General features: G+C 69.7%; 16 protein-coding genes. 12 read left to right on the top strand and 4 right to left on the bottom strand.

Annotated features, from left to right (window positions below; all coding sequences use genetic code 11):
• Positions 1-3: 3 nt before the first annotated feature.
• On the bottom strand, positions 4-1,026 hold the full coding sequence (locus CWS50_RS04135) for an FAD:protein FMN transferase (RefSeq protein ID WP_243118452.1): 1,023 nt from the start codon (positions 1,024-1,026) through the stop codon (positions 4-6).
• A 183-nt stretch (positions 1,027-1,209) separates the two neighbouring features.
• Here CWS50_RS04135 and CWS50_RS04140 point away from each other — a divergent pair, with 183 nt between their 5' ends.
• The 11 genes from CWS50_RS04140 (at position 1,210) to CWS50_RS04190 (ending at position 13,090) form a co-directional block, all read left to right on the top strand.
• Positions 1,210-3,048, top strand: a complete 1,839-nt coding sequence (locus CWS50_RS04140; protein ID WP_127841773.1) for an FTR1 family iron permease — start codon at positions 1,210-1,212, stop codon at positions 3,046-3,048.
• 119 nt (positions 3,049-3,167) lie between these two features.
• Positions 3,168-3,794, top strand: a complete 627-nt coding sequence (locus CWS50_RS04145) for an iron transporter (RefSeq protein WP_127841774.1) — start codon at positions 3,168-3,170, stop codon at positions 3,792-3,794.
• Positions 3,795-3,889: 95 nt separating this feature from the next.
• A complete protein-coding gene (locus tag CWS50_RS04150; RefSeq protein ID WP_243118453.1) occupies positions 3,890-5,227 on the top strand; it encodes a DUF2318 domain-containing protein in 1,338 nt (445 codons plus the stop codon).
• Between the two features lies 1 nt (position 5,228).
• Positions 5,229-6,539 (top strand): ABC transporter permease, encoded by a 1,311-nt coding sequence (locus CWS50_RS04155; RefSeq protein WP_127841775.1) that lies wholly within the window; start codon positions 5,229-5,231, stop codon positions 6,537-6,539.
• A 98-nt stretch (positions 6,540-6,637) separates the two neighbouring features.
• Entirely contained in the window at positions 6,638-8,086 is a 1,449-nt protein-coding gene (locus tag CWS50_RS04160; protein ID WP_243118454.1) for an ABC transporter permease, read from the top strand.
• A 1-nt stretch (position 8,087) separates the two neighbouring features.
• Positions 8,088-8,828 carry an ABC transporter ATP-binding protein gene (locus CWS50_RS04165; RefSeq protein ID WP_127841776.1) on the top strand — a complete coding sequence of 247 codons (741 nt, stop codon included), beginning with the start codon at positions 8,088-8,090 and terminating at the stop codon, positions 8,826-8,828.
• Positions 8,825-9,454 (top strand): FMN-binding protein, encoded by a 630-nt coding sequence (locus CWS50_RS04170; protein ID WP_243118455.1) that lies wholly within the window; start codon positions 8,825-8,827, stop codon positions 9,452-9,454. The genes CWS50_RS04165 and CWS50_RS04170 overlap by 4 nt, the downstream gene beginning before the upstream one ends.
• A gap of 81 nt (positions 9,455-9,535) precedes the next feature.
• Complete coding sequence (locus tag CWS50_RS04175) at positions 9,536-9,982, top strand: YbjN domain-containing protein (RefSeq protein ID WP_127841777.1); 447 nt, start codon at positions 9,536-9,538, stop codon at positions 9,980-9,982.
• Positions 9,982-10,860 carry a type III secretion system chaperone family protein gene (locus CWS50_RS04180; RefSeq protein ID WP_127843232.1) on the top strand — a complete coding sequence of 293 codons (879 nt, stop codon included), beginning with the start codon at positions 9,982-9,984 and terminating at the stop codon, positions 10,858-10,860. Before CWS50_RS04175 ends, CWS50_RS04180 begins: the two co-directional genes overlap by 1 nt.
• An 8-nt stretch (positions 10,861-10,868) precedes the next feature.
• Positions 10,869-11,951, top strand: coding sequence for a tRNA (adenosine(37)-N6)-dimethylallyltransferase MiaA (gene miaA, locus CWS50_RS04185; RefSeq protein WP_127841778.1), 1,083 nt, complete (start codon positions 10,869-10,871; stop codon positions 11,949-11,951).
• Between the two features lie 152 nt (positions 11,952-12,103).
• Entirely contained in the window at positions 12,104-13,090 is a 987-nt protein-coding gene (locus CWS50_RS04190; RefSeq protein WP_243118456.1) for a diaminopimelate epimerase, read from the top strand.
• Positions 13,091-13,210: 120 nt separating this feature from the next.
• Here CWS50_RS04190 and CWS50_RS04195 read toward each other — a convergent pair whose 3' ends face one another.
• The 3 genes from CWS50_RS04195 to CWS50_RS04205 all read right to left on the bottom strand — a co-directional run bounded on the left by CWS50_RS04195 (position 13,211) and on the right by CWS50_RS04205 (position 15,219).
• Positions 13,211-13,630: an organic hydroperoxide resistance protein gene (locus tag CWS50_RS04195; RefSeq protein WP_127841780.1), complete on the bottom strand. Its 420-nt coding sequence runs from the start codon at positions 13,628-13,630 to the stop codon at positions 13,211-13,213.
• Positions 13,631-13,779: 149 nt separating this feature from the next.
• Positions 13,780-14,817, bottom strand: coding sequence for an NADP-dependent oxidoreductase (locus CWS50_RS04200; RefSeq protein WP_127841781.1), 1,038 nt, complete (start codon positions 14,815-14,817; stop codon positions 13,780-13,782).
• 99 nt (positions 14,818-14,916) lie between these two features.
• On the bottom strand, positions 14,917-15,219 hold the full coding sequence (locus tag CWS50_RS04205) for a hypothetical protein (protein WP_206610467.1): 303 nt from the start codon (positions 15,217-15,219) through the stop codon (positions 14,917-14,919).
• A 442-nt stretch (positions 15,220-15,661) separates the two neighbouring features.
• On the opposite strand from CWS50_RS04205, the gene CWS50_RS13425 reads away from it, so the two are divergent.
• On the top strand, positions 15,662-15,958 hold the full coding sequence (locus CWS50_RS13425) for a DEAD/DEAH box helicase (RefSeq protein ID WP_243118457.1): 297 nt from the start codon (positions 15,662-15,664) through the stop codon (positions 15,956-15,958).
• The last annotated feature ends 120 nt before the right edge of the window (positions 15,959-16,078 follow it).

Genomic DNA, 16,078 nt, shown 5'->3' on the forward strand with positions numbered 1-16,078 from the left:
AGGTCACGCGGTAAAGATCTCTGCGGGCAGGTCGCGGAAGCCGCGTGAGACCGACGCCGACCCGTCGGTGCGCAGCAGCGCGAAGTCGTAGTCAAACCCCGGGGCGCCCTGGACGCCCCGAGCCAGGTCCTGGGGCGCGGTGGTGAACAGTGCCGTAGCCAGGCCGTCGGCCACGGCGCAGGAGCTGGCCACCACCCACGCGGCCGCCACCTGCTGAACGGGCAGGCCGGTCACGGCGTCGAGCAGGTGGTGGAGCCCGTGGCCCCAGGTGCGGCGGTCCGTGCCCGAGCCGCACACCGCGCCCCGGCAGGTCTCCACGGTACCCACGACGTGCCCCGGCCTGCCCGGCTGCTCCAGCCCCACCCTCACGGGCCGCGACGAGCGCACCAGCAGGTCGCCCGAGGCGTCTACCAGGAGCTCCTCCACGCCGTGGTCGGCGAGAAGGGCGCCTACCAGGTCCGCCAGGAACCCCTTGCCCACCGCGCCGACGTCGACGAGGACCGGTGCCTCGAGTCTGAGCCTGTCGCCGGTGTGGCTCACGGTGGTACCCCAGGTCGGTCGGCCGTGAACGGCTCCCAGGCGGTGCGCGGCACCGTCACGCACCCGGAAGTCGAGGCCGGGGCCGTACCCCAGCTCGACCAGGTCGGCGCCAGCCAGCGGGTCGAGGCGCCCGTTCGTCAGCCGGTACAGGTGGTCGTAGAGATCAAGCATCGTGGAGCTGCCTGCGGGCAGCGCTAGCACGAGCGGTCCCTGCCCCAGGCGGCCGTCCGCCGCCTGCCGGACCAGGGAGGAGGGGAGGAACCGCGACCAGGTCTGCTCAAACTGCTCCACGAGAGCGGTTACCGCCTCACGGGGCCGCTCTCCCAGCGGATGCCTGGTACGGACCTGCCAGGTGGTCCCCGTGGCGGGCAGGGACCACGAGTACCTCAGGTGGTCGCCTGGGCCGGGGGCGCCCGGGGCGTTGAGGGCGCTGCCGTTGTGGTCCAGGTACTGGGCCCGGGCCTGCCCGGCGCTGGTCGCTACCACGGCTGCCGCCTCCTCCTGCCAGCCTTTGACGAGAGCTATTACCTCAGCATAGTCTTCGCCATAAAGGAAAGCCTCACCTATGCTTTTGGTGATGAACCCACAACAACCTCGCTCATGACCTCACCACGACGGTGACACCCTGACCCTGCCACACGACCCTGCCACATGAAGGACCCCTCCAGCATGTTCTCAGCCCCCACAGCCCGTACCGGCCCGGTTCCCGGCCCGGTTGTCGCGGCTCTGCTGCTCCTGGTGGTCCTCGTGCTGTCCCCGGTGGTTCTTGTGACGGGCGCGCTCTCCCCGGCCCGCGCCTCGGACTCCGACACCGACCACGACACCTGGAGCGAGGCCGCGGCCGTCGTGGACGAGCGCCTGCACTCGGCGCTGACCAAGTACGAGGACGGCGACACCGCCGGGGCCGCCTCCGGCTTCCAGCGCGCCTACCACTCCTCCTACAAGGCCTCCAACATGTCGGCGGCCGTCTCCGAGACCCTCGGGGAGGACGTGGCCGAGGACCACAGGGAGAAGTTTGAGGCGCTGCGCACCGCGGCCTACTCCCTGGGCAACGACCAGGCCCTCAGCGACGGCGTCACCGGGCTGAGCCAGGAGGTCACCGAGGCCGCCACCCAGCTCGACGCCACCACCGACCTGGCGGGTCCCCGCGACTACGCCGAGGAGCAGGCTGCCGCGATCGCCTCCCAGCGTGCCGAGATCCAGGCCAGCAGGACCAGCGTCAACGAGGGCCGTGGGGACCGCACCTGGACCGAGGTGGCTGAGGAGATGACCGGGCTGATCAACCAGGGCGTGGAGGAGGCCCAGGCCGGGGACGGTGAGGCGGGGGCCGCCCTGGTCAACGACGCCTACTACGGCTACTACGAGAAGCTCGGCTTTGAGAAGACCGTCATGGCGGCGATCTCAGGCAGCCGCGTCTCCGAGGTGGAGAACCAGTTCAAGGTGGTTCGCAAGGCCATGGTGGCCCAGGACTCGACCGGGGACGTCGCTGCCCAGGCGCAGCTGCTGACCACCATGCTCGCCGAGGACGCCGCCGCCCTGGACGGCGGCGCGGGCGAGATCAGCCCCGTGCGGGCCTTCCTCAGTGGGTCCTTCGGCCAGGCCTTCCTCATCCTGCTGCGTGAGGGCCTGGAGGCGATCCTCGTGGTCGCGGCGGTTATCGCCTACCTGGTCAAGGTCGGGATGAGGAACCGTGTGCGCTACATCTACCTGGGGGTGGCCCTGGGGCTGGCCGCCTCGGGCGTGGTCGCGGTGCTCTTCTCGGTCCTGTTCAGTTCCGCCTCTGCCCACCAGGAGGTCCTGGAGGGCGTGGTGGCCCTGGTCGCCATGGTCATGCTCCTGTTCACCTCCAGCTGGATGCTGTCGAAGTCCTCGGTGGAGTCGTGGAACAGGTACATCAGGGACCGCACTGAGGCGTCAGTCTCCCAGGGGGGCGTGTGGGCGCTGGCGTCCCTGAGCTTCCTGGCCGTCTTCCGCGAGGGGGCGGAGACGGTCATGTTCTACCAGGCGCTCCTGGCCCTCGACCCCGGTGGCAGTGCCAGCGTCTGGCAGGGATTCGCCGCAGGGGCCGCAGTGCTGGTGGCAGTCTTCCTCCTCATCCGCTTCACCTCGGTGCGCATCCCCCTGCGCCCCTTCTTCCTGGTGACCTCAGCCATGATGGCGGTCCTCGTCGTCGTCTTCGCTGGCGGCGGGGTCCACGCCCTCCTGGAGGGCGACGTTGTCCCGGCCACCTATGTCGTGGGGTGGCCCACCTACGACTACCTGGGCGTCTACCCCTACGTGGAGACGCTGGCTGCCCAGGCGGTCATGGCGGTCGTCGTCATCGGCCTGGCCCTGGTCTCTGCGGTGCGTCGTCGCCGTGAGGCCGTGGCGGCACCCGGGGAGCCCGAGTCCTCACGACAGGAGGCCGAGGAGGTCGAGCAGGACGGTGCGCACGACAGCCGCGACAGCAAGGCCCCGCAGGAGGCAGAGGCCGTGGAGGACGCGGAGGAGGGCACCGGTAGCCCGTAAGCCTGACTCTGTGAGCCTGACTCTGACTACTGACCGGCTACTGACCTAGGACCCCGCCGCCCCGGGAGGACCGGGGAGCACGGCTGTCAACTTACCCACAACCGAGCAAAGGAGCCCACATGCGCTCACTCACGATCACCTCCGCCGTCAGCGCCCTCGTCCTCGCCGGTGCTCTCGGCCTGGCCGCCTGCTCCTCCGGCGGCTCAGACGACGCCTCCTCCGGGACCGCCGCCTCCGACTCCGCAGCTGACTCCGGCGGCGACTCGGGTGCCGGCTTCGAGGAGTTCCCGGTCGGGGAGGACCAGGAGGCTGAGGACCAGATCAACGTGGCGGTCGTCTACTTCCAGCCCATCGACATGGAGCCGGCTGACTCCGGCCTGGCCGCCAGCGACGCCGACCTCCACCTGGAGGCCGATATCTCCGCCCTGGACGGCAACACCTTGGGCTACGGTGCCGGCGACTTCATCCCCGGCCTCACCGTCGAGTACGCCATCACGGACAAGGCCAGCGGCGAGGAGGCCACCAGCGGGACCTTCATGGCGATGAACGCCTCGGACGGCCCTCACTACGGAGGCAACATCGCTCTTCCTGATGCCGGGGAGTATGAGCTGACGCTTACTATCGACAGCCCCGAGGGTCAGGGATGGGTCCTGCACGTTGACGACGAGACGGGCGTGGAGGGCCGCTTCTGGACCGAGCCCATCGAGCTCACCTGGGACTGGGACTACACGCCTCAGGAGTGGTGACCTCCTCCGGGCAGGGCCGGGGCGAGGCCGCTCAGGACGTCCTCACAGGTACGCTCTGAGCGGCCTCGGGCGGCCCGCCCAGACACGATGCTGACGTGACGTCACCCCACTGGCCCGGCAGGCTGGTGGACTGCGCGAGAGAAGGGACCCTGAGCGGCATGCTGGAGCACTTTGTCTCCGTCGTGGGCGGGATGACTCTCCCGTTCCTGCTGCTGGCGGCTGTCACCGTGGTGCTGACGCCGCCGGTCGTCAGCGGCTGGCCCCGGGCCAGCCGGGCCAGGATGGCTGCTGCCGGGGCGGGCCTGGCTGCTGCCACCGTCTTCGCCCTCCTGCGGGCTGCGGCCGTCCTGCAGTCGCGCACCGCCGTCAACCTGCCGACCGCCTCCCTGCTGGTGGTAGCAGACCTGGCTCTTCTGGTCGTCCTGGTGGTGCTGACGGCACGGACCACCTGGGGCTACGAGGGGAGGTTCTCCGTGGCTGCCAGCACGGTGGCCTGCGCAGCCCTGGCGCTGTCCTTCTTCCGTGCCGCCCAGGAGGTCATCCTCCGGCTGACAGCGTTTATTGAGCCGGGGGAGGCAGTCCTGTCAACGGAGACGCTGCTACGCGTCCTGGGCTTCCTGGGAGGCTGGGTGGCGGTGGCGCTGCTCGCCTTTGTCAACGCCCGGGCACTGCGACGTGTCCCCAGGCGGGCCGCCCACCTCACCGTCCTGGCCTTCGGGGCGGCGGTGGCGCTCGTCAGCACCGTGGACCTTCTCCGCCTCCTGCACGCCACCCACCGCATCGTGCTGCACGGGTCCGGCTTCCGGGCGCTGACATGGGCCACCAACAACGCGCAGGGAGCAGTCCTCATAGTCGCGGCTGCCCTGCTCCTGGTCCCCATGGTGGCCCTGTTCGCCTCCACCCTGCGCTCCCTGCCCGAGCTGCCCAACCCGGCACGGGTGCGCGCGGAGCGCTCGGGACGGCGGCGCTCGCGGCGCTGGGTCATGGCCTCCGCCCTGGGGTTCTCCGCCCTGGCGCTGACGCGCACCGTGGCGGTGGCCAGGGTCAACGAGGTCCCCACCCTCTCCGAGCCCGAGCAGTACACCCTGGACGAGGCCGCAGGCCTGGTGCGCCTGCCGACCTCCGCCCTGGCTGACGGGCACCTGCACCGCTACGCCTACACCACCGGCACCACCGAGGTGCGCTTCATCGCCATCCTCAAGAACGGCGGGGCCTACGGAGTCGGCCTGGACGCCTGCGAGAACTGCGGCCCCTCCGGGTACTACGAGGCTGACGGCAAGGTCATATGCCTGCGCTGCGACGTCGCCATCAACCCCGCCACCATCGGGTTCCAGGGAGGGTGCAACCCGATCCCCCTCGACTTCGCCGTGGACGGCGGGGACCTGACAATCGCCACCTCCGTGCTGGAGGACAACGCGGAGGTCTTTGCCTGAGATGTTTCTTCTACGTCTGCTCCACCGCTCCTTCACCCGCCAGCCTGGACGCCGCTCGCTGGTCGCGGTCACCGTGGGTCTCAGCGCGGCGGTGTCGGTGGCCATGCTCGGGGTCGTCCTGGACGTGGGCGACAAGATCAACGCGGAGCTGACCACCTACGGGTCCAACATCGTGGTCCAGCCCCGCTCCGAGGCGGTCGTGGACAACCTTTACGAGACCAGCCAGGACTCCGAGGCCACTTCCTTCCTGAGGGAGGACGAGGTCGCCGGGATCAAGACGATCTTCTGGGCCTACAACATCGTCGACCTGGCTCCGACCCTCGCCGGAGAGGTCCGGGTTAGCGCCGGTCCCGCTGACAGTGCCGACCAGGAGGGCCCCGGACGCACGGTGCTGGCCACTGGGACCTGGTTCGACAAGGAGCTGAGCCTGTCAACCGGGGAGACCACCACCTTGGGGGTGACGACCCTGCGCTCGTGGTGGGAGATGGAGGGCACCTGGCCCAGCGACGATGCTGAGGAGGCTGTCGTAGGCACGACTTTGGCCGAGGACCTGGGGGTAGGTACCGGTGACACCGTCACCCTGACCGGCTTGCAGGGGCAGCGCGAGCTGCTCGTGGTGGGCGTCTACACCGCCGGCGACGACGACGACGAGACTCTCTACGCTCCCCTGGCGGTTATCCAGGACCTGGCCGACCACGCGGGCCAGGTCGAGGAGGTCGAGGTCAAGGCACTGACGACCCCGGAGAACGATCTGTCACGCAAGGCGGCCACCAACCCTGCCGTGCTGTCCAGCTCGGAGTGGGAGACCTGGTACTGCACCGCCTACGCCTCCTCTATCTCCTACCAGATCGAGGAGGTCATGGACGGCGCGGTGGCCAAGCAGGTCCGTCAGGTGGCGGCCGTGGAGGGCAACGTGCTGTCAAGAACCCAGGCGCTCATGGTTCTCATGACGGCCTTGAGCCTGGTGGCGGCTGCGCTGGCGGTCGCCTCGCTGACCAGCGCCTCCCTGGTGGAGCGCACCAGCGAGTTCGCCCTGCTCAAGGCGGTGGGGGCCTCCTCCGCCTCCATCAGCCGGCTCATCCTGGCTGAGACCGCAGTTCTCGGAGCGGTGGGTCTGGTAGTCGGGGCTGTGGTCGGATCGGGCCTGGCCCAGGTGATCGGTGCAGCGGTCTTCGAGTCCACCATCACGATGCGGCCTATGGTGTACGTCGTCGTGACTGCCCTGATGGCCCTGGTGCTCCTGGCGGCGACAGCCTCCTCAATGCGCTCGATCCTGCGTATCCAGCCTGCGACGGCGCTGCACGGACGGTGAGGTCGGGTCCGCTGGTGCCTTAGGGCCAGCGCGCGCCAGGCAGTTGCGTCCGCAGGCGCACGGACGGGAAGGACGGACGGGAAAGGATATGACTGGCGGTGAGTAGCACGGTGCCGCGGCCCCAGGGCCGCTCACGCACGATGACCAACCGACGTATGTTCGTCACCATGCTTGCCGGGGCCGTCTTCCGGCGCCGTTCCCGGGTCCTGAGTGCGCTGCTCTCCTCGGCCGTAGGCGCGGTGACACTGTTCAGCCTGGCTGCGGTGTGCCTGGCCGTGCCTGCGCAGATGAGCGCCCAGATGCGGCAGTTCGGCGCGAACTTTATCGTGGTGCCCCTGTCCGTCGGCGCTGAGTCCTCCCGTATCACCCTCGCCGACAAGCAGGAGGTGGCCCAGACGGTCGCGGCTGCCACGGGGCGGCAGGCGGAGGAGCTGCCGCTGGCCGCCTACCGCTACGAGACCGTGCGCATCAACCGTTCCCCCTACCTGCTGGCGGGCGTTGACGTGGAGGCGGTGCGCGGTCTCAACGGGCACTGGTCCCTGGAGGGGGCCTGGCCCGGTGAGGGGGAGGTCCTTGTGGGCAAGGACGTGGCCGAGGCGGTAGACCTGGGTATCGGCTCCACGGTGACCCTGGAGTACCTCTCCAGCGACAACCTCGAGCGTGACGGATCCCACCAGCACACCCAGGAGGCGACGGACCCCGCTACAGACCTTGCCGCGCAGTCTGAGCACGACGGGCACAGTCACGGCTCCGGCCAGCAGCCCGGTGACCAGGCTCCGACAGGTGCTGTCGCCACTTCCAGTGCCAGCGGTTCACAGGACGAGGGCTCCGACCACTCAGGCCACTCCGGTCACTCTGGGGACGGCGCTGGCTCCGAGGTCACCAAGGCGGATGAGGCGGCTGCAGGCCAAGCCTCGTGGCGGGTCTCGGGAGTCGTGGACACCGGCGGCGAGGAGGACGACATCGTCTACGCCCCGACTGCCCAGGTGGAGGGGCTCACCGGCACCAGGGACGTTGGCTACGACATCATCGAGGTCTCCGTAGACGTCTCCTCGACCTCCATGGACGCTGTTGTGGAGGCCGTCGACGGTGTCAGCCAGGGCGTCCGTGGTGAGCCGGTCTCTAAGATCACCTCGGGAGACACACGTATCGTCACCATGCTCAACACCTTGTTCTGGGTGGTGTCCGTGGTGGTGCTCGGGCTGACGCTGGTGGGGGTGTCGACCACCATGACCATGGTGGTCTCACAGCGGCGCAAGGAGATCGGCCTGCGCAAGGCCCTGGGGGCCTCTGGGAGGTCCATCGCTGCGGAGTTCTACTCCGAGGTCGCCCTGCTGGGGGCGCTGGGGGGCGTGGTAGGCGCGGGACTGGGCTACGCCCTGGCGGTAGCCGTGTGCCTGGCCGTGTTCGACACTGCCATCGCCTTTAGCTGGCCGCTGGCGCTGGCCTGTGTGCTCCTGTCCGCCCTGGTGGCTGTGGTTGCCTCCTGCTCTCCGGTACGCCGTGCCTCACGCATTGATCCCGCGCTTGTCCTCAGGGAGGAATGACATGCTGCTCGAGCTGTCCCACGTCTCCAAGACCTACGGCGACCTGCACGCCGTGGACGACCTCAGCCTCCAGGTACCCAGGGGGCAGTGGCTCTCGGTGGTGGGTTCCTCCGGGAGTGGTAAGACCACGCTAATGAATATTATCGGCTGCATGGACACCCCGACGACGGGCTCAGTCCGGCTGGAGGGCCGTGAGCTGGGTGCCCTCAGTGCCGCCCAGCTGACCGAGATTCGCAAGAACGTCATCGGTCTGGTCTTTCAGCAGTTCCACCTCATCAGGCACCTGACTGCCGTGGAGAACGTCATGGTGGCCCAGTACTACCACTCGATGACCGACCGGGACGAGGCGATGACGGCGCTGGAGGACGTGGGCCTGGCCGACCGTGCCCACCATCTGCCCTCCCAGCTCTCCGGCGGCGAGCAGCAGCGTGTGTGCCTCGCCCGTGCACTGATCAACCACCCCGAGCTGGTCCTGGCCGACGAGCCCACCGGCAACCTTGACGAGGCCAACGGGCGGCTGGTGCTGGACATCTTCCGTCGGCTCCACGAGCAGGGGAGGACTCTCATCGTGGTGACTCACGACGCCTTCGTGGCCTCCTGCGCCCAGCGGCAGATCCTCCTGGACCATGGCAGGCTGGTGGGGGAGAAGCAGGGGACCGGCCCCGGTGGCGCGGTCGGGCGGGAGGAGGCGGATATGCTGGGTCTCTGCGCGAGCAGCACTGCCAGCCAGGAGGAGACATGACCAGCCCGTGCCACGACGTCCAGGACCTGCAGGGCACCTCCTGTACTCCGTGTGCTCCCTCCCGTGAGCCGAGTGCCTGCCGCCCGCCTGCCTACCGTGGTGCCCGCACGGCGGTCGCGCTGGGCACGGCGCTCCTGGCTGCTGCGGGCCTGGCGGGGTGCGGCCAGGAGGCTGCGCCCTCCCAGGACGAGTATGCCGGACGGCCCCAGGACGGCGGTACCGCGTCCGTGCCCGGGACGGGAGCCCCGAGCACGGAGGTCTCCGGGGACCCTGCCGCGCCCGCCGCCTCACCGACGGCTGGCCCTTACGCGGACGGCTCCTACAGTGTCAGCCAGGCCTATGGCGCTGTGGACGACCTGGTGGAGGAGGACTCCATCGACGTCACGCTCACCATGTCCGACGGTCTTGTCACTCAGGTAGAGGTCGTTGGGAACGTCATGACGTCAACCTCCCAGGAGCACGTGGACAGCTTCTCGGAGGCCATTGACGAGGCCGTCGTGGGGCGCAGTGTCGAGGACGCCCACGTCCACGCGCTGGCGGGCGCCTCCAAGACCTCGGAGGCCTTCAACAAGGCTGTGGACGCGATCGCCGAGCAGGCTCGCCAGGCTGCCGCACAGGCCTCCTGAGCCAGCCGGGACGGTTGCGCTGACGGTGGAGTCCCGGCTGCGGCCGTGGGCTGAGCGCAGGCGTCCTACTAGGGTTGTGCCATGCCATCCTCGACCACGCCCACGCCGGTGGACGCCGAGCGAGTGCGGGCGTGTGTCCAGGCCCTGGGTCTGCGCTACTTCGTCGATGACGAGGGCGATGTCGGTATCCCCTGGCGCTACGTGACGGTCCACGTCATCTTCCAGGACACCCGTGCCGTCCAGCTCCGGGGAGTCTGGCACCGTATCGCGGACACCGAGCACCTGGAGCAGATGCGGGCGCTGGTGGAGGAGTGGAACGTCACCCGTATCGGCCCCAAGGCCTACGTGACTGTTGCCGACGGCGGCGTGGTACGTCTCCACGGGGAGGTGACCTACCCGCTCAAGGCCAAGATGACTGACCGGCAGCTCTCCGACTTCGTCTTCAACGGCTGTCGGCTGATCGTGACTCTTATGCGGGAGGCGGAGAACCTGTTTCCTGACCCCCTGCGGGGTAGGCTGGAGCCTTGATGGTACGGCGCAAGCACCGCCTGGGTGGTCTGGTCAGTGGTTTCGTGGCCCGGCTGCTGGGCAAGGAGTGGGACCTGCGCGCCCGGGACGTGTCTGATCCTGCGCCCTGGGGCCAGGCTGCCAGGACGCAGGGCGCTGTGGCTCGCCCCGGCAGCAGCGTGCAGCAGGATGACCCCCAGGGCCGTCGGGCGGCCCCCGGGACTGGCCACGACCCTGCGACCGCCGCAGTCGGCTCTGGCCAGGACGCGCAGAGTCCCGGCCGTGCGGGCCAGTGGGACGACGGGGAGGGAACTGCCGCCAGACAGGTCCCGCAGGGCCGGAAGCGCGCCGACAGGCCCGCGTCTCAGGCCGGGCACGCACCCGCTACCGGTGCGGCTACCAGCACCGGTGACGACATCATGGGCCCGCTGACGTGGTCCACGGGGGTCTGGGAGCCGCGTCCCTCTGAGGACACGGTCCAGGAGATCACCCTGAGCCGGGTCAGGAACATGCTTACCGGCCCCATGGGGTACCGTGTCCAGGACCGCAGCGACCGCAGCCAGCCCCACCTGCTGGGGGTGTGGGACTCCTTCCCCTTTGTCATCGAGATCCCGGAGGGGCACGACGGCTGGCTGCTGGTGTCGGGAGACTGGGAGGAGGCAGGTCCCCTCTCTCAGCGGGACGAGATCGCCGCCTCCGTCAACGACTGGAACCGTGACAAGTTCTTCCCCACCGTCGGTGTGGTTGACAGTCCCACCGGTCCGCTGGTGCGCGCCACCTACCTGATGGACCTGGGATCCGGGGTGAGTGACAACCAGCTGCGTATCCACCTTGGTACCGCGCTGTCGGCCTGCACGCAGGCGCTGACCCAGGTGGGGCCGCTCCTTCCTGAGCTGTGAAGGACACGATGGGTCCTCGTGGAGTACGCGTCGTCGTAGCGGGTCCTACCGCCTCAGGAAAGTCCGTCCTCGCCCTGGACCTGGCTGACCGCCTGACCCGGGGAGGGCTCCCAGGCAGAGTCAGGCCCTGGGACGGGCCTGTCGGTGGCCGCTGTGGTCCTGGCGGGTCCGGCACGCCTGGCCGTACCTGCGACGCTGTCGGTCCTGGCCAGGTGGAGGTGGTCAGTGCCGACGCCTCCCAGCTCTACCGGGGGATGGACATCGGTACCGCGAAGCTCCCTGCTGACCAGCGCCGTGGCTACCCCCACCACCAGATCGACGTGCTCCACGTGACCCAGGAGGCCAGTGTCGCCGCCTACCAGCGTCACGCCCGTGGCGACATGGAGGCCATCGAGTCGCGCGGCAGCAGGCCGCTGGTGGTGGGTGGCTCCGGGCTTTACCTGCGCGCTCTCACCGACACTCTCGACTTTCCCGGGACTGACCCGCTGGTACGTGCCCGGCTGGAGGAGCGTGTCCAGGAGGAGGGGACAGCGCGCCTGCACGCCGAGCTGGAGGAGCGTGACCCACAGGCGGCTGCGCGTGTCAGCCCTGGCGACAGCCGCCGGATCGTGAGGGCGCTGGAGGTCCTGGAGGTCACTGGCAGGCCCTTCTCCGCCTCCCTGCCCCGCTATGAGGACGTCACTCCCACTGTGCACCTGGCGCTGAGACCCCAGCGGGAGGCCCTTAGTACGTGTATCACGGCCCGGGCTGAGGCGATGTTCGCCTCCGGACTGGTGGAGGAGACTCAGACGTTGGTACGTCAGGGGCTGCGTGAGGGGCCGACAGCCTCACGCGCCATCGGCTATGTCCAGGCACTGTCCGTGCTGGACGGGCGGTGCAGCGTGGAGGAGGCTGTGGCTGACACGGCCCAGGCCACTCGTCAGCTAGCCTCCCGTCAGCTCAAGTGGTTCCGTCGTGACCCGCGCGTGCACTGGCTCGACGTGAAGCTGACCCCCGATGGCGAGCCTGTCCAGGCCCAGTGGCAGCGGGTCGTGGACCGTGCGTTGGAGCTCGTCCAGGAGGCTGACTCCCGGCTGCCGCCCGAGCAGTAGCCGGGAGCCAGCCGGGATTCGGGGGGAGCGTGTCTTGGCGGCTGCGCTACCACAGCTGTGCTGACAGTGGTGCTGACAGGGGAGCCGACAGGGGCGCTGAGAAGCAGGCGCCCGTCATGGCTGCGGCTCTGGTGTCGCCTAGGCTTGGAGGTATGACAGGAACCTCGACAGGCAGCTTGGCGGGCACCACGGCAGGCGCAGCGGGTCTGACGGGACGCGAGCTGGTCAAGGGGCACGCGACCCTCAACGACTTCCTCATCCTCATCGACCCGGACTGCGAGGTTGGGCTGAGCGTGACGGACGTCGTGGCGGTGTGCGACCGCCGTGGCGGCATTGGTGCGGACGGGTTCATCCGGGTGGTGCGGACCTCGGCCCTGCCCGGTGCGCAGCGGCTGGCCTCGGCCGCGCCCGAGGCGCGCTGGTTCATGGACTGCTACGGTGCCGACGGCTCGGTGGTCGGTGCGTGTGGTAACGCCGCGCGCCTGTTCGCCCGTGTCCTGGAGGCGGAGGGACTGGAGCAGCTGGAGGACGGGGACTCGGTGACAGTCGGTACCAGGGCGGGAGCACGTACGGTCACTCGCCTGGGAGACCTGTGGACTGTGGACATGGGGCCGACCGGGCTCGCCCGTGCCCAGGAGGCCCAGGCCGAGGGCTGGGACACGGCAGTGGTTGTCCCGGGGCTTGAGGGCGCACGTGCGGGCCTGAGCGTGACCGTGTCGAGCCCCCCCCACATCGTGGTCGCCCTGGGGGAGGAGTCTGAGCTGGAGGCTGCAGAGCTGGACCTGAGAGGCTCGGCGGCGCCGGTCCGCTACGAGCCTGAGCCTGTCCCGGACGCGAGCCTGGAGCTTGTCGTCCCCCTGGGTGAGGAGACTGACCCCGCTACAGGCCAGGTGGTGAGCTGCGCACAGGTACGTGTGCTGGGACGGGGGGTGGGAGAGGTCCTCTCCAGCGGCACAGGCTGCTGCGCCGCAGCTGTCGCACTGCACCAGTGGGCGGGTGAGGCAGCCGCTCGCGACTACCAGATCCGGACCCGTGGCGGACAGCTCGGGGTCCACGTGGAGGCTGACCCGCTGGCTGAGGACGCAAGCATCCTGCTCACGGGACCTGCTGTCCTCACCGGGCGGGTGCAGGTGATCTGACGCGGGGTGCCGCCCGCAGGATCCTGGTACCCGGCAGCGGCACCGTGGCGCCGTCTGGCCGACCAACGGTACCCGTCGCGTCAGTCGGCCAGACGGTCAGTCGTCACCACGTCCAGACAGTCAGTCGTCACTGACGGTGACGGTGACCTCAATGTTGCCCCGGGTTGCGTTGGAGTAGGGGCAGACCTGGTGGGCCTGGTCGGCCAGCGCCTGGGCCTCGTCATGAGGGAGGTCAGGGACGACGACCTCGAGCTCGACGGCCAGGCTGAAGCCCTGCCCCTCCTTGACCACGGACACGCGGGCACCTACAGAGCTGTCCCCCAGCTGCTTGCCGGCGGTGCGGGCCACGGCCTGCAGGGCGGAGTGGAAGCAGGCCGCGTACCCGGAGGCAAAGAGCAGCTCGGGATTGGGTGCCCCGCCCTTGCCTCCCATTTCCACAGGGATGGCCAGGTCCAGGTCCACCAGGCCGTCGGCGGTGCGGACGTGGCCGTCGCGGGCGGCGCCGGTGCTCAGGGCCTCAGCGGTGTAGATGGCTTCCATAGTGGTTCCTCTCTCGGGGCTGTGGGGCCTGCGTCGTGCTCCTCCGCAGGACCCTCTGCGTGTGCCGCGTGCCTGGCGGCGGGGCAGTGCTGCTGTCCTGCACGGCTGGGCCGCTGCTCACTGCCGCCTACCGCGCGGCCTGTGGCATCCTATCCCTGCGCAGTGCCGTCCTCGGTGACCTCCTCCGGCTGCGTGGTGACGACGACCTTGCCCCGGGTACCGCCCGCCTGGAGCCGGGCGAGGGCCTCGCGGGTCCTCTCAAAGGGCAGCACCCGGGCGACCTGGGGGCGCAGGGAGCCCCTGTCGACGATCTCGGCGACGGTACGCAGCACCGCCCCGTCGGGGTGGAAGAAGAGGAAGCGGTAGGTGACTCCTCGCGACCGGGCGCGCCGACGCAGCCGGTGGCTGAGCACGGTCACGGCGAGCCTGAGCACCGGACCGGCACCGATCTGGTCAGCGACGGCAGGGTCGGGGACGCTGGCGAGACCGATGACCATCCCGTCGGGGCGCACGACGTCCAGGGACCGGTAGATGACGTCCCCGCCCTGGGTGTCCAGGACCAGGTCAACCGGTGCGTCCGACAGCCGTGCGACGAAGTCCTCGTTGCGGTAGTCGATGACAAGGTCGGCTCCCAGCGCTCGGGCGTAGTCGGCGTTGGCGGCTGAGGTGGTCGTGACCACGGTGGCCCCCAGGTACTTGGCCAGCTGGATAGCGACCACTCCGACGCTGCCAGTACCGCCGTGGATGAGGACCACCTGGCCGGGACCCAGGTGCCACAGGTCGGTGAAGGCTCGCCAGACAGTCAGGCAGGACAGGGGCAGGGAGGCCGCCTCGACCAGGGAGACCGAGGACGGTGCCGGGGCGAGCGCGGCGGAGTCGATGGCCACGGTCTCCGCGAAGGAGCCCATGGCGGTCATCCCGGTGTAGCCGTAGACGCGGTCGCCTGTCGCGAAGTCGGTGACGGCGGAGCCGACCTCCACGACCTCCCCGGCCAGCTCGCTTCCCACGACCTTGGGCAGGCTGAGACGGAAGATGTTCTTGAACTCCCCTGCCCGGGTGCGCTCGTCAACGTGGTTGACGCCGCTGGCCACCATACGCACGAGGACCTCGTGCGGTGCGGGGGAGGGGGTGGGGATGGTGGCGGGCCTCAGCGGGGCGCCGTACCTGTCCAGCATCAGTGCGTGCACGTGTCCTCCTCGTGGTGGGCAGGGTCGGTGGTGACGTGTTGGTTATATTCTGCACCGCCGTGGTGGCGGCGTGCCCGGGCGGCTGGGCACACCTGCGGGCTACGTGCCCCGTCTCCCCAGGTGCCTGCCCAGGTAGCGACCTGTCACCGCAGCCGGGTCGTCGGCGACCTGGGCGGAGGTACCCGTGGCGACCACGCGGCCACCGTCGTGACCGCCTCCCGGCCCCATGTCGATGACCCAGTCGACGTTGGCGACCATGTCCAGGTCGTGCTCAATGACAACGACGCTCGCCCCCTGCTTGATGAGCCTGTCCAGCACCCCCAGCAGCACGCGCACGTTGGCGCCGATCGGTGTGGAGTCCACCACCACGACGCGGCGCGTTCCTCTGGTCTCGATGCTCATGGCTGGACGGGGCAGCGGCTCGTCTTCCGCCAGGGAGGCACTGAGTGCCGCACGTGGTGCAGCGCAGGGGGCGCTCGAGGGCGACGTCGGTGGTCGCCGGTCGTGGCCCGGCGGTCCTGCTGCGGCCCTCAGCCGGAGCGCCAGGGCCTTGAGGACCAGCGTGTCCGACAGGTCCCGCTGAGACCAAGGGCAGGGCGGGCTCAAGGTGGGTCAGGGGCTCCTCAGCCCCTGACCAGGGGGTAGGTCCGTGAAAACGGGTGAGGCGGGGGACCTCGGCTGGGAGCGGCCTACGTGGCGCGCGATCTCAGCAGTGCCGATGACGCCAGTGATTCCGGTGACGCCCTGAGCGCCTTCTCTCCGGCGACCCGGGCCTGGTTCACCGCGACCTTCCCCGGCGGGCCGACCCGCCTCCAGCAGCGCACCTGGGGCACGATCGGCCGTGGTGACAGCGTTCTGGCCGTCGCCCCCCACCGGATCGGGCAAGACCCTGGCTGCCTTCCTGTGTGCCATTGATCGTCTCACCAGACGCGGCCTCACCGGGGGCAACGACGTCGGGCGCGCCCCAGGCCGCCCGGACAAGGAGGGCAGGGGCGTGCGCGTCCTCTACGTCTCCCCGCTCAAGGTGCTGGGCGCCGACGTGGAGCGCAACCTGCGCGTCCCCTGGCTGGTATCCAGGCTGAGGCCGCACGGCTGGCGCAGCCGGGCACGGACCCGGCAGGCAAGCAGGCGAGTGCGGTGACGGTGGCCCTGCCCGAGGAGGTCGCCCGGTTCCTGGGCGGCTGCCAGCCGGTGAGCGTCATCCGTGACGACGAGCCTGCGGTCCCTGACGTCACCGTGTCCGTCCCCGTGGTGGACATGG

Origin of the sequence: Actinomyces wuliandei, assembly GCF_004010955.1 — a bacterium.
Taxonomy (GTDB): domain Bacteria; phylum Actinomycetota; class Actinomycetes; order Actinomycetales; family Actinomycetaceae; genus Actinomyces; species Actinomyces wuliandei.